The organism is Micromonospora sp. NPDC047753 (assembly GCF_040642735.1).
Lineage (GTDB): Bacteria > Actinomycetota > Actinomycetes > Mycobacteriales > Micromonosporaceae > Micromonospora.
On record NZ_JBEYSL010000163.1, the window covers coordinates 1 to 13211 of the forward strand.

General features: G+C 72.7%; 15 protein-coding genes. 10 read left to right on the forward strand and 5 right to left on the reverse strand.

From position 1 onward, the window contains the following. The 3 genes from ABZ749_RS16050 to ABZ749_RS16060 all read right to left on the reverse strand — a co-directional run. Window positions 1–745 (reverse strand): AAA family ATPase (locus tag ABZ749_RS16050; protein WP_357228265.1); only part of this gene is annotated, 745 nt, incomplete at its 3' end. Between the two features lie 85 nt (window positions 746–830). Next, a complete protein-coding gene (locus ABZ749_RS16055) occupies window positions 831–1610 on the reverse strand; it encodes a hypothetical protein (protein ID WP_357206305.1) in 780 nt (259 codons plus the stop codon). Window positions 1611–1750: 140 nt separating this feature from the next. Then, the gene (locus ABZ749_RS16060; protein ID WP_357228268.1) at window positions 1751–2590 is read right to left on the reverse strand and encodes a UbiA family prenyltransferase; all 840 of its coding nucleotides are present in this window, start codon (window positions 2588–2590) and stop codon (window positions 1751–1753) included. 46 nt (window positions 2591–2636) lie between these two features. Between ABZ749_RS16060 and ABZ749_RS16065 the strand changes: the two genes are divergently transcribed. The 4 genes from ABZ749_RS16065 to ABZ749_RS16080 all read left to right on the forward strand — a co-directional run bounded on the left by ABZ749_RS16065 (window position 2637) and on the right by ABZ749_RS16080 (window position 6437). Beyond that, window positions 2637–3410, forward strand: a complete 774-nt coding sequence (locus tag ABZ749_RS16065; protein ID WP_357228270.1) for a methyltransferase domain-containing protein — start codon at window positions 2637–2639, stop codon at window positions 3408–3410. A gap of 40 nt (window positions 3411–3450) precedes the next feature. Further along, window positions 3451–4617 (forward strand): acyl-CoA dehydrogenase family protein, encoded by a 1167-nt coding sequence (locus ABZ749_RS16070; protein WP_357206309.1) that lies wholly within the window; start codon window positions 3451–3453, stop codon window positions 4615–4617. Window positions 4618–4711: 94 nt separating this feature from the next. Then, window positions 4712–5761, forward strand: coding sequence for a type III polyketide synthase (locus ABZ749_RS16075; RefSeq protein WP_357228273.1), 1050 nt, complete (start codon window positions 4712–4714; stop codon window positions 5759–5761). Between the two features lie 31 nt (window positions 5762–5792). Continuing rightward, entirely contained in the window at window positions 5793–6437 is a 645-nt protein-coding gene (locus ABZ749_RS16080; RefSeq protein WP_357228276.1) for a hypothetical protein, read from the forward strand. 13 nt (window positions 6438–6450) lie between these two features. Here the strand turns inward: ABZ749_RS16080 and ABZ749_RS16085 are convergent, their stop codons facing one another. Beyond that, entirely contained in the window at window positions 6451–7143 is a 693-nt protein-coding gene (locus ABZ749_RS16085) for a hypothetical protein (RefSeq protein WP_357228279.1), read from the reverse strand. Window positions 7144–7471: 328 nt separating this feature from the next. Between ABZ749_RS16085 and ABZ749_RS16090 the strand changes: the two genes are divergently transcribed. From ABZ749_RS16090 to ABZ749_RS16105, 4 genes are read left to right on the forward strand one after another with little or no spacing between them, the layout of a single operon-like run. Further along, on the forward strand, window positions 7472–7957 hold the full coding sequence (locus ABZ749_RS16090) for a CarD family transcriptional regulator (RefSeq protein WP_203148040.1): 486 nt from the start codon (window positions 7472–7474) through the stop codon (window positions 7955–7957). Between the two features lie 56 nt (window positions 7958–8013). Beyond that, a complete protein-coding gene (gene ispD / locus ABZ749_RS16095) occupies window positions 8014–8709 on the forward strand; it encodes a 2-C-methyl-D-erythritol 4-phosphate cytidylyltransferase (RefSeq protein WP_357228282.1) in 696 nt (231 codons plus the stop codon). Window positions 8710–8722: 13 nt separating this feature from the next. Next, complete coding sequence (gene ispF / locus ABZ749_RS16100; protein ID WP_357228296.1) at window positions 8723–9208, forward strand: 2-C-methyl-D-erythritol 2,4-cyclodiphosphate synthase; 486 nt, start codon at window positions 8723–8725, stop codon at window positions 9206–9208. A gap of 10 nt (window positions 9209–9218) precedes the next feature. After that, the gene (locus ABZ749_RS16105) at window positions 9219–10247 is read left to right on the forward strand and encodes a tetratricopeptide repeat protein (protein WP_357228285.1); all 1029 of its coding nucleotides are present in this window, start codon (window positions 9219–9221) and stop codon (window positions 10245–10247) included. Here ABZ749_RS16105 and ABZ749_RS16110 read toward each other — a convergent pair. Further along, window positions 10244–11410, reverse strand: coding sequence for a cupin domain-containing protein (locus ABZ749_RS16110; protein WP_357228289.1), 1167 nt, complete (start codon window positions 11408–11410; stop codon window positions 10244–10246). The genes ABZ749_RS16105 and ABZ749_RS16110 overlap by 4 nt on opposite strands. Window positions 11411–11504: 94 nt before the next feature. On the opposite strand from ABZ749_RS16110, the gene ABZ749_RS16115 reads away from it, so the two are divergent. Further along, window positions 11505–12374: a hypothetical protein gene (locus tag ABZ749_RS16115; protein WP_357228291.1), complete on the forward strand. Its 870-nt coding sequence runs from the start codon at window positions 11505–11507 to the stop codon at window positions 12372–12374. Next, on the forward strand, window positions 12371–13211 hold an 841-nt coding region (locus ABZ749_RS16120; protein WP_357228293.1), incomplete at its 3' end, for a fumarylacetoacetate hydrolase family protein. The genes ABZ749_RS16115 and ABZ749_RS16120, both read left to right, overlap by 4 nt.

The following is a 13211-nucleotide window of genomic DNA, read 5'->3' on the forward strand; positions in this document are numbered from 1 at the left end:
GAGGCCCGGCCACCTGGCCGTCCTTGGTGACGTGCCCGACCAGCACGGTGGCGATGCCCCGCTCCTTGGCGACCGAGACCAGCGCGGCGGTGACCGCGCGGACCTGGGTCACCCCACCGGGCACACCCTCGGTGCCGGTGGTCGAGATGGTCTGCACCGAGTCGAGCACCAACAGGCCCGGCTTGACCGCGTCGAGGTGACCGAGCACCGAGCCGAGGTCGCTCTCGGCGGCGAGGTAGAGCCGCTCGTGCAGGGTGCCCATCCGCTCGGCGCGCAGGCGCACCTGACTGACCGACTCTTCGCCGCTGACCACCAGCGAGGGGCTGCCGGCGCCGACCGCCCACTGCTGTGCCACATCGAGAAGGAGGGTCGACTTGCCCACCCCGGGCTCGCCGGCGAGCAGCACCACGGCACCCGGGACCAGGCCGCCGCCGAGCACCCGGTCGAGCTCGCTCACCCCGGTGGGCACCGCGCGGGCCGGAGCGGCGCTGATGGTGGCGATCGGTCGGGCCGGCTCGGACGGCATCCGGGAGCTGACCACCCGACCGGAGACCGTCGGGCCGGTCACCGTGTGCTCGACCACGGCCCCCCACTCGCCGCACTCCGGGCAGCGTCCCACCCACTTGGGCGGCTGGTGCCCGCAGGCGTCGCACTGGTAGGCCGGGCGCGGCTCGCGGGCGGCGGACCGACCACGGGCGGCACCGGCCGTGCCGCCACGCGGAGCTGTCGATCGGGAGGTGGTCACATCAGGACGCTAGCCCTCGCGTACGACGAAAACACCCCGGCGTGGTGGTCACCACGCCGGGGCGTTCGTCGATGTGCGGGTCGGGTCACTCGTGGGTCGTGCCGCCCTCGTTGCCCTCGTAGCCGCCCTCGCGCTCGATGATCGGCGACGGAGGGGCCGCCGGGGTGAGCGGCACCGCGACCGGCGCCTGCCCGGTGACCGTGTTGCCGTTGCCGAAGTCGAAGGTCACGACGACGTTCTGGCCGGAGCGCAGCGCCTCGGTGAGGCCGATCAGCCGCAGCTGCGTGGTGGCCTCGGAGTTGAACTGGATGTAGCTCAACGGCGCCAGCTCGATCCGGGCCGGCTGACCCGGGGCGGCGGGGCTGGCCGAACCGGACGCCCGCGCCGACTCCGGGGCGGACGGGGTGGCCGAGGACGATCCGGTCTCGGAGGGCGTCGCCGACGGGCTCGGCGAACCGGACGTCGAGTTCGACGGGCTGGCCGAACCGGACGGCGACGGGCTCATGGAGGCGGACTCCGAGGCGGACGGCGACGGGCTTGCCGAGCCGCCGCTGATCACCACCTCGCGGGCGCTCTCCGTGGTGACGGTGACCGTCACGGTTTCCTTGGAGTCGTTGTAGATCACGGCGCCGAGCCCCGCGTCCTGCCCGGCCTTGTAACCCTCAGTGCCCGGGTAGTCCACGAGCAGGCCCCGCACGGAGAAGGAACCGTTGTTGGTCGTGAGGTTGACGCCCTGGACCGACGGCTCCTTCAACGCGGTCTCGGCGATCTGACCGGTGCCGCATCCCGAAGCCAGCAGGCTGGCCGCCGCAATCCCGGACAGCAACAGGGCCGCCCGCCGGGATCCCCTGATCGAGCGCGTCACGTCGGTCCTCCTCGTCACAATCCCCACCCGGGCCGTACGCCGGGCACGGTGGCCATACCCGCGCAGACCGCGCTCCAGGGTAGTTGGGACTGATCGAGGCCCGCACGCGGACCCGGCAATGCCACCTGCCCGGGTGGCGTTCACACCACCCGACCGCTCGCCACCAGCAGAACCACGTCGATGAGGGCCACCAGCATCACCGCCCGGAAGGCCGCCACCGGCCGCCGGCCGGCCCGGATCGCCGAGCGTCCGGCGTACCAGCTCAGTGGCGGCACCACGGCGGCCGTGCCGACCGCCGCCCAGCCGATCGCCGACGGCGGTCCGGGTGGCCCGAGGACCAGTGTCGCGGTCGCCGCGAGGAGGAGACCCGCCGCGGCCACCCGGCTGCCGGCGGCACCGAGCCGGTGGGGCAGGCCGCGCACGCCGGTGCGGGCGTCGTCGGCCAGGTCGGGCAGCACGTTGGCGAAGTGGGCGCCGGCGCCCAGGCAGGCCGCCGCCGTCACCAGCCAGACCGGCGGGGACGGCTGGCCGGGCAGCGCCAGCACCACGAAGGCGGGCAGCGCGCCGAACGACACGGCGTAGGGCAGCACCGAGAACGCGGTCGCTTTGAGCGGCCAGTCGTAGAGCAGGGCGGAGACCAGGGCGAGCGTCAGCCAGAAGGCCGCCACCGGGTTCGTGGTCAGCGCCAGCAGCGGGCAGGCCACCGCGGCCACCGCGGCGGCCCAGGCCGTGACGCGCCGACCGACCGCACCACTGGCGACCGGTTTGTCGGTACGCCCCACAGTGGCGTCCCGCTCGGCGTCCAGCGCGTCGTTGGTCCAGCCGACGGCGAGCTGGCTGGCCAGCACGGCGAGCACCACCGAGACGATTCCGGTCGGCCGGTGGCCCACTCCCCAGGCCAGCAGACCGGCCACCGTGGTCACCGCTGCGGCCGGTTCCGGATGGCTCGCTCTGACCAGCCCTAACACCCTCGACGACATAAGGGAAGTCTGGTCGTTACCGAGCAGTCGTGCCACGCTCGGTTCCATGCGAGACGTGGCTGCGGCCGGGGCGTCCACCGGTCCGAGGGTGCTGCCGCGAAACGATCCGCGTCAGTACGACGATCTGGCCGGTGAGTGGTGGCGGCCGGACGGTGCGTTCGCGATGCTGCACTGGCTGGCTGAGGCCCGTGCCGCGCTGGTGCCGCCGGCCACCCGTCCGGACGCGTTGCTCGTCGACCTGGGTTGCGGCGCCGGCCTGCTCGCCCCGCACCTGGCGGGCAAGGGCTACCGCCACGTCGGGGTGGATCTGACCCGCTCGGCGCTCGTCCAGGCGGCCGAGCACGGGGTGCGGGTGGTCCAGGGTGACGCCACGGCGGTGCCGCTGCCTGACGGCTGCGCCGACGTGGTCTCGGCCGGTGAGTTGCTGGAGCACGTGCCGGCCTGGCCGCGCGCGGTGGCCGAGGCGTGTCGGCTGCTGCGCCCTGGCGGCGTGCTGGTGCTGGACACCCTCAACGACACGGCGCTGGCCCGGCTCGTCGCGGTCCGGATCGCCGAGCGCCTGCCGACGGTGCCCCGCGGCATCCACGATCCACAGTTGTTCGTGGATGCCCAGGCGCTGGTGGCCGAGTGCGCCCGACACGGTGTCGACCTGAGTCTGCGGGGCATCCGTCCGCAGGTCGGCGGCATGCTCGCCTGGCTGCTGCGCCGCGCTCGCGCGAGCCGAACGGCCGGTGCCGTGCCCGTCGGCCGCGCGCCGCGCATCGTGCCGACCCGCTCCACCGCCGTGCTCTACCAGGGCCGGGGGGTCCGCAAAGGATAGTCAGGCCGTGGCGGGGTATGGAACGCCGAGGAGGAACGAGATGACGGTGCACGCGCTTGAGGCAGCACGCCGGTTGGCGCCGCGGTTCGCCGCGCGGGCGGCCGAGCACGACCGGGACGGTTCCTTCCCCGTGGACGACTTCGCCGACCTGCGCGAGGCCGGCCTGTTCGGGCTGATGGTGCCCCGGGCGCTCGGCGGTCTGGGCGCCACTTTCGCCGAGTACGCAGCGGTGGCCACTGAGCTTGCCCGGGGCAACGGTGCGACTGCCCTGGTGTTCAACATGCACGCTTCGGTGACCGGCGCGCTGGGCGCTGTCACCGAGGAGTTGGCCGAGGCGCTGGGCGTACCCGACGAGGCGCTGGCCGCCCGCGACCGGCTGCTCAGCGCGGCGGCGCAGGGCTCCTGGTACGCGGTCGCGATGAGCGAGCGGGGCGCGGGTGCCCGGCTGTCCCAGCTCACCACCGCGTACGAGCCGACCGACGGGGGCTGGCACCTCAAGGGCAGCAAGACCTTCTGCTCCGGGGCCGGGCACGCGGACGGCTACCTGGTGGCGGCGCGCAGTGCGGCCGACCAGTCGGTGGTGTCGCAGTTCCTGGTGCCGGCCGGCGACGGGCTGACCGTGGAGCCGACCTGGGATTCACTCGGCATGCGCGCCACCTCCTCCCACGACCTGCACCTGGACGTCACGGTGCCCGCCGACCGGCTGCTCGGCGGGGTGGAGGGGCTTGCGCTGGTGGTCGCGCAGCTGATGCCGCACTGGTTGGTGGCCAGCTACGCGGCCGTCTACGTCGGGGTCGCCCGCGCGGCGATCGACGCGGCTGCCGAGCACCTGAACGCCCGCAACCTGGCCGGTCTGCCGGCGGTGCGGGCCAGGCTGGGTCGGGCGGACGCGGCGACGGCCGCCGCGCAACTGGTGGTTGCCGAGGCGGCCCGCCGGGTGGACGAGGCGCCCGGTGACGAGGAGACCAACCGTTGGGTGTGGCGGGCGAAGCTGCTCGCCGGCACCACGGCCGCCGAGGTGGCGGCGTCGGTGCTGGAGGCGGCGGGCACCTCGGCCACCCGCCGGGGTCATCCCCTGGAGCGGCTCTACCGCGACGCCCGTTGCGGCTCGCTGCACCCGGCCACGTCTGATGTCTGCGCCGACTGGCTCGGCATCGCCGCGTTGGGCGGCGACCCGGATCGCGACGGATCGGCACCACGTTGGTGAGCCCGCGCCACCGGGCTCGCACGAAGGAACGACCAGCCGACGTGGCTGGTGGGACGGCCAGGGGGAGGACAGCATCTGACGAGAGGTGGGGATCGTGTCCGTACCAGTGATCGCGGGGCTCGGGACAGCGCAGCCGCCGTCCGCTTCGCAGGACGAGTTGTGGGAGGGCTTCTTCTCCCGGCACTTCACCGGCACCACCAGGTCGTTGGCCCAGCGGATCTTCGCCAACTCGGGGGTGACCCGGCGGCAGGCCGCGGTCAACCCGCTGTTGGAGGACGTTTCCGACTGGCCGACCGAGCGCCGGATGCGCCGCTACCAGGTGGAGGCGCTGCCGTTGGGCAAGGAGGCGGTGGGTCGGGCGCTGACCGCTGCCGGGCTGAGCGCCGGCGACATCGGGCTGTTCATCGTCTGCTCCTGCACGGGCTATGCCACCCCCGGGCTGGACATCCTGCTCGCCCGGGACCTGGGCATGGCCGCGGAAACCCAGCGGATGGTCATCGGCCACATGGGCTGTTACGCGGCGTTGCCGGGGCTGGGCGCGGCGAGTGACTTCGTCACCGCCCGGGGGCGCCCGGCGCTGTTGCTCTGCGCGGAGCTGACGAGCCTGCACATCCAGCCGTCCAGCGCCCGGGTGGACACCCAGCAGATCGTCTCCCACGCGCTCTTCTCGGATGCGGCGGTCGCCGCCGTGGTCACGCCGGGCGGCCCGGGGTACGCGTTGCGTGAGGTTACCGCCGTCACCGACACCTCGACGGCTGACCACATGACCTGGGACGTCACCGACGCCGGCTTCCGGATGGGGTTGTCGCCGAAGGTGCCGCAGGTGCTGTCGAGGCACGTCCGGGGGCTGGTCGACGATCTGCTGGCCCGGCACGGCCTCACCAGTTCCGAGGTGGACGGTTGGGCCGTGCACCCGGGCGGGCCGAGGATCCTCAACGTTGTGGAACGGGAGTTGGCGCTGCCACCGCAGGGGTTGGCGGCGTCCCGCGCGACGCTCGACGAGCACGGCAACTGCTCGTCGCCGACCGTCCTGCTGATCCTGGACCGGTTGGGTCGGGCGACACCGGCGGCTCGGCGCGTCGTCATGTTGGCCTTCGGCCCCGGCCTCACCCTGTACGCCGCCCTGCTCGATCGACAGGGCTGAACCTCGTCGGGCCGGCCGGTACGCTCAATGGGTGGATGTGACGGCGGACGACCGGCTGCGCTCGGTGGTGCTGTTCGGTGCTGCGGCGGCCGTTCTGGTCGTCGGCGGCTGGTGGTGGCACTCGGCCGCGCCCTCGTCGATGCCCGGCGCGGCTGTTCCTCCCACTGCGGCGCCGAGCGCCGAGCGGAGCGTCAGCACCCCACTGGAACGTCTCATCGCGGCTGAGGAGCCCGAAGGGCGGATCACGGCTCGGATGGACCCCGACACCGGCGAGGTCATCCGGGTGGAGAGCAGCCCGCGGACGGTGATCGATCTGGAGACGGGCTCGATCGTCGACATCGAGGGCGACCCCGCGTTGCTCTTCCCCTCGGGTGATCTGCCCCCGTTCAACGAGACGATCTGGCGGGAGCAGCGGGAGCTCGCTCCCGGCCAGGAAGTGACCCGGCAGGCCAGCGACAGCGGCGCCCGCTATCTGCTCCAGTACCGGTGCACCCGGCCCGGCGCGATGGCGCTCACAAGCGACGGGGCCAAGATCAACGGTCAGCTGCGGATCGACTGCGACGGCGCGATCGCCAATGCCGAGGTGCTGCCCGGAAGCGGGCCGTTCCGGGTGTCGCTGTCGGCCGTCGACCGGCCCATCGACATCCAGGCGCAACTCGTCGCGCTGCCCCGGTAGGCGCGCGGCCGGCTCAGGCGGCGAGGGCGCTCAGGTCGCTCCGGTAGGAGTCGCTGGTGCCCACCTCGGGCAGCACTCGGGTCACGATGCCGGCCCGGTCGACGAGCAGGGCGGTCGCGGCGCCGGAGCGGGCCGGCTGGCCCAGGAACGAGCGCAGGCCCCCGGCGGGGTCGGCCAGGGCGCGAGCCTGCCGCTCAATGGTGGGCCTGGCTGGCACCGCCCGCCCTCCGGTGACGGTGATTACGGAGACGCCGGCGGGCGCTGCCGCCAGGGCGTCGGTGACCCGGTCCGGGCAGGGGCAGGCGTCCAGCAGGATGATCATGGCGGGTAGCAGGCCGCGCAGTGGCACGGGCTTGTCGTCCGCGCCGACCAGGTCCAGTGCGGGCAGCGCCCGGCCGGCGAGGGTCGCGGGTGGCGAGTAGGGGGCCGGCGTCGGCCGGTCGGCGTCGCGGTTGGCGCGTGGCCAGGTGACCGCCAGTAGGCCGGCCAGCGTGGTGAGGACCGCCACCAACAGGACCGCCAGCGGTAGGCCCAGGGCCCGGTGACCGCCCGGGAGGCCGTCGGCCCGGCGCAGCTCACGGCGGATCTGAGTGGCCTCGGCGGCCAGCGCGGAGGCGTCGTCGGGAACCACCACGCGGCCCCATTCGGGCGGTAGGCCGGGCAGGCCGTCGGCTGGCCCGTGACCCTCTGCGTCCGGCTTGCCCATCGGACCCCCTGGAAGCGTCTCGAGAGCTGAGTGCGGCTCGGTCTCCAGGGTCGCGCACCAGGGGCTCCTCGCGCTACATCTGGGCGCGGTCCTGCTGGCCGGGCTACCATGGGAGGAGCGCATAGCCCTTGATCTCGACGTTCTGTTCACCCGTACCGGGCAGTCATTTGCTCGTTACGGAGCGTGTTCGAACCATCGGTTTGACTGCCTGTCAAGCTGAAGCAAGACCTCTCACAGGGCCCCTGAGCTGCGCCAATGGTCAGGACATCGGAGAGACATCAGTGCCTGACCGTGTTACCCTAGACACAGCGAAAGGGGTTTCGAACCTATGGTTTTCAGTGTCGGCGAGACCGTTGTTTACCCCCACCACGGGGCCGCACTCATCGAGGCAATCGAGACTCGGGTCATCAAGGGCGAGCCTAAGAAATACCTCGTCCTGAGGGTCGCGCAGGGTGACCTGACGGTCCGGGTGCCGGCCGAGAACGCCGAGATCGTGGGTGTGCGCGAGGTGGTCGGCGAAGAAGGCCTCGGTAAGGTCTTCGACGTTCTGCGGGCTCCGCACACCGAGGAGCCGACCAACTGGTCGCGGCGTTACAAGGCCAATCTGGAAAAGCTGGCTTCCGGCAACCCGCTGAAGGTCGCCGAGGTCGTGCGTGACCTGTGGCGCCGGGAGCGGGAGCGGGGCCTGTCTGCGGGCGAGAAGCGGATGCTCGCCAAGGCCCGTGACATTCTCGTCGGCGAGGTCGCGCTGGCCGAGAAGAGCACCAAGGACGAGGCGGAGACGCTGCTCGACAAGGTCCTCACCGAGGCCTAGTCCGCACAGCATCGTCGTACCCACTTCGTAGTGAAGAAACCACCGAGGACCGCGACGTGACCGCGCAGCTCAATCCGCGCGGTGACGTCGCGGTCCTCGTGCCTGCGGCGGGTGCCGGCGTACGGCTCGGCCCCGGCCGACCCAAGGCGCTGCGCCTGCTCGCCGGTGAACCGCTGTTGGTGCACGCCGTGCGTCGACTGGCCGCCGCGCCGTCGGTGCACACCATCGTGGTGGCCGCGCCGGCCGCCGAGGTGCAGGCCGTCCGCGAGCTGTTGGCCCCGGTCGCCCCGGTGACAGTGGTGCCCGGTGGTGCCGAACGGCAGGCGTCGGTGGCCGCCGCGCTGGCCGCGGTGCCCCCCGGTCCGACGATCGTCCTGGTGCACGATGCCGCCCGGGCGCTCACGCCGCCTGAGCTGGTCGAATCCGTCGCGGCGGCGGTACGAGGCGGGTGCGACGCGGTGATCCCGGTCCTGCCGGTCGTCGACACGATCAAGGAAGTCGCTGCCGACGGGGTGGTGCTCGGCACCGTCGACCGTTCCGCACTGCGCGCGGTGCAGACCCCGCAGGGTTTCCGTCGGGTCGTGCTCAGCGCCGCCCACGCCGCCGCCGGTGACTCCCTCACGGACGACGCCGGGCTGGTCGAGAAGCAGGGCGTCGCGGTGAGCTGCGTGCCCGGCTCGGAGTACGCACTGAAAATCACCCGGCCGTTCGACCTGGCTCTGGCCGAGCATCTGCTTGCCGCGGCCGGTTGACGCGTACCCTCTGATCATGATCGTTCCCCGGGTGGCCATCGGCACCGACGTGCACGCGTTCGAGCCGGGCCGGCCGTGCTGGGTGGCCGGGCTGTTCTGGCCCGATCAGGACGGCCTCGCCGGGCACTCCGACGCCGACGTGGCAGCGCACGCCGCCTGCAACGCCCTGCTCTCCGCCGCCGCTCTCGGTGATCTCGGTTCCGCCTTCGGGGTGGGCCAGCCGGAGTGGGCCGGCGCGTCCGGGGTGGCTCTGCTGACCGAGACGGCCCGTCGGGTGCGCGCCGCCGGCCTGGAGATCGGCAACGTGTCCGTGCAGGTCATCGGCAACCGTCCCAAGATCGGCCGGCGCCGCGAGGAGGCGCAGGAGGTGCTCTCCGCCGCGGTCGGCGCCCCGGTCACCGTCTCGGCGGCGACCACCGACGGGCTTGGCTTCGCCGGCCGTGAGGAAGGGTTGACCGGGGTCGCGGTGGCCCTGGTGTACGACGCGTCGGCCGCCTAAGCTCGCCGCGATGTCCAGCGACCCCACCCCCGACCAGTCCGCCGCCGACGGCTACGTCCAGCGGGCCCAACTCCTCGCCGAACTCGGCCGCTACGACGAGGCGGCCGGGGAACTGGCCTACGGGTTGGCCCTCCAGCCGGATGACGTCGACGCGCTCACCATGCTGGCCCGGGTGCACCTGGCCGCCGGCCGTCCGACCGAGGCGCTCACCGCCGCCGACACGGCCGTGGCTGCCGCACCGGAGGCCCTGCCCCCGCTGGTGGCCAGGGGGATGGCCCTGGCCGACCTGGAGCGCTACAGCGAGTCGGCGGCCACCGCCGACCGGATCCTCACCCTCGGCCCGGCCGACGCGTACGCCCAGCGGAGCGCGGCGGCGATCCTGGCCGGCGCCCGCAACGGTCAGCCGGCGCTGAACGCGGCCTGGCGCGGTGTCGAGTTGGCTTCGCAGGAGCCGCAGGCACACCTGGTGCTCAGCCTGGTCGCCGCCCGCCTGGACCTGTTCGACCTGGCTGAGCGGGCCTACCGGGAGGCGCTGCGGCTCGACCCGCGGATCGGCGAGGCCGGCCACGACGTGGGTGTCATGCGGCTGGAGCAGCGCCGCTGGTCGGAGGCGTTGGAGCACGTCGCCGAGGCGGTGACGGTCAGCCCGAGGCGGATCGACTCACCACGAACCCTCGCGTACGGGCTGCACCGCCTGGTGCTCTACGGCGCGGGCTGGTCGCTGGTGGCGGCGGTGCTGGTCGCGTTCGCGGCGTCGGCGAACGACGGCTTCTCCCGCGTCCTGGCGGTGCTCGCCGCGCTCACCGGCGGGATCATCGTGTGGCAGCTCGCGGCCCGGCTGCCCGGGCTGACCCGGAGCGTCCTGCCCGCCCTGCTGCACTCGGACCGGGCGATGGCCCTGGCCGTCTACGCCGTGGCCGCCGCGCCGCTGCTGCTGCTGGTGTACGCCATGGTCGGCTCCCCGTGGCCCCTGGTGCTGGCCATCGCCACCACAGCGGTAGCCGAGTTCGCCGTCTTCACCCGAACCGCCATCCGCTAGACGGACCGCGCCCAGGTCCAGGCGTACCCCTCGTCTTCGCAGGAGCTGGCGGCGTCGCAGAGATCCAGCGGGCGGAAGGTGTCGACCATGACGGCCAGCTCGTCGAAGTAGTCCGCGCCGATGGAGCGCTCGGCGGCACCCGGCTGGGGGCCGTGGGTGAAACCGGACGGGTGCAACGAGATCGAGCCCTGCTCGATGCCGGAGCCGCGCCGCGCCTCGTAGTTGCCACCGGTGTAGAAGAGCATCTCGTCGGAGTCGACGTTGTGGTGGTTGTACGGCACCGGGATCGACTGCGGGTGATAGTCGACCTTGCGGGGCACGAACGAGCAGATGACGAAGTTGGGCCCCTGGAAGGTCTGGTGCACCGGCGGTGGCTGGTGGATGCGGCCGGTGATCGGCTCGAAGTCGTGGATGGAGAACGCCCACGGGTAGAGATGCCCGTCCCAGCCGACCACGTCGAACGGGTGGTTGGCGTAGACGTAACGGGTCCAGCCGCGCCGGTGCCGGACCAGCACCTCGACCTCCTCGCCGTCGACGAGCAGCGGGGCGTCGGGGCCGCGGACGTCCCGCTCGCAGTACGGCGAGTGCTCCAGGAACTGGCCGCGTACGGAGAGGTAGCGCTTGGGCGGGCCGATGTGCCCGGACGCCTCGACGGCGAGCAGCCGGACGGGTTGGTCGCCGGTGGGCACCAGCCGGTGGATGGTCGAGGTGGGGATGACGACGTAGTCGCCGGCGACCGCGTCCAGCACGCCGAACGGGGACTCGACCCGCAGGGTGCCCGACTCGACGTAGAGGCAGTGGTCGCCGGTGGCGTCGCGGAACAGCGGTGAGGGTCGGTCGGCGAGGACGTAACCGATTCGTACGTCGTCGTTGGCGAGCAGGTACTGCCGGCCGAGGATGGGGTCGGAACCGCCGGTGTCCAGTTTGTGGGTGCGCAGGTGGCGGGGCTTGAGCGGCAGGTTCGGCGCCCGGGTGAAGGCGGGCGGGGTGAACTCGTCGGCGGCCAGGATCGCGGTTGGCGCGTGCCGGTGGTAGAGCAGGGACGAGTCGGAGGAGAACCCCTCCTGGCCCATCAGCTCCTCGGCGTAGAGGCTGCCGTCGGGCTGCCGGAACTGGGTGTGGCGCTTGCGCGGCACCTCGCCGATGCTGCGGTAGTACGGCATCTCGCCTCCCGATATTTCCCGTTCACCGGCCGAAGGCGTCCGATAATCGGACGCTGTTGTCCGTTCCTCGTAGCGTCCCGTACATTCTTGTTCCGTGTCAACGCAGGTGCCAGCACTCCTCCACGGCCTGGTGGACGACGCCGCCGTCTTCCCACCGGGCAGCGCCGCGCTGCACGACGCCCTGGTCGCCCACCGCCAACACCGCGCCGCCTGGTACGCCGCCCTGGTCGGCCCACTGCTGATCCCCGCCTCGGACGTGGCCGCCGGTGAGCTGACCGGTCTCGTCGACCCGGGCGAGGGCCTGGTGGTCGGCGTGATCGGCGACACCGGGATCGGGAACCTGCCGTTCGCGCTGTCGTTCCTCGCCCCCGACGGCGTCGCGGCGCGCCAGGTCGAGGTGGCGGTTGCCAAGCGCGGCGAGGACCCGCTGCCCGGCATCGCCGAGTTGCTGCGGCTGACCGACGCGCTACCGGGCGTGGAAACCGTCTACGCCGAACTGCCGCTGACCTTCGGACTGATGGGCGCACTGGACGTGCTCGTCGCCGCGCGGGCCGACGGGGTGCCGATCGCGGCCAAGTTCCGCACCGGCGGCCTGGCCGCCGAACTCTTCCCCACCCCGACCGAGCTGGCCACCGTGATCTGCGCCTGCCGGGACCGGGGCCTGCCGTTCAAGCTCACCGCCGGGCTGCACCAGGCGATCCGACACCTCGACCCGGAGACCGGGTTCACCCACCACGGCTACGCCAACGTGCTGGCCGCGACCCTGGCCGCCGCCGAGGGTGACGGTGTGCGCACGGTCGCCGAGCTGCTCACAGTTGTCGACCCGCGCCCCCTGGTGGAGCGCACGACGGCACGGCTGGACGGGCCTCGCCCCCTGTGGGTGGGCTTCGGCTCGTGCAGCATCCTGGAACCACTGACCGATCTGATCCGGCTTGGGCTGGTGAACGGGGGCTACGACGCATGACCTGGGTGACCGGCGCCGACGGTTCGCCGTACGGGGTGACGAACCTGCCGTACGGGGTGTTCCGGCAGGACGGGGGTCCTTCGCGGATCGGCGTACGGATCGGATCCTGGGTCCTCGACCTCGCGGCGGCGGAGGCCGCCGAGCTGGTGCTGGCCGCCGGCACGCTGTGCCGGCCCGTGCTCAACGACTTCATGGCCCTGGGTCGACCGCAGTGGACGGCGGTACGACAGCGGATCACCGAGCTGCTGACCGACCCGGCGCACCGGGGCGCGGTGGAGCCGCTGCTGGTGTCCCTCGACGACGTGGAGCTGCTGCTCCCCATCGAGGTGGCCGACTACGTCGACTTCTACTCCTCGGAGCACCACGCGTCGAACGTCGGGCAGATCTTCCGCCCCGGCCAGCCGCCGCTGCTGCCCAACTGGAAGCACCTGCCGATCGGCTACCACGGGCGGGCCGGCACGGTGGTCGTCTCCGGCACGCCGGTGACCCGGCCGACCGGGCAGCGGGCCTCCGCCGAGGGCCCGGTCACCGGCCCATCGGTACGCCTCGACATCGAGGCCGAGGTGGGATTCGTGGTGGGCGTACCGAGCGCGTTGGGCGATCGGGTTTCCGTTGACGACTTCGCCGAACACGTCTTCGGTGTGGTGCTGGTCAACGACTGGTCGGCCCGGGACATCCAGGCCTGGGAGTACCAGCCGCTCGGCCCGTTCCTCGGCAAGTCGTTCGCCACCTCGGTCTCGGCCTGGGTGACGCCGCTGGACGCCCTCGGCAACGCCAACGTGGCGGCCCCCGACCAGGACCCGCCGGTGGTGGACTACCTGCGGGACGTGCCGCGCC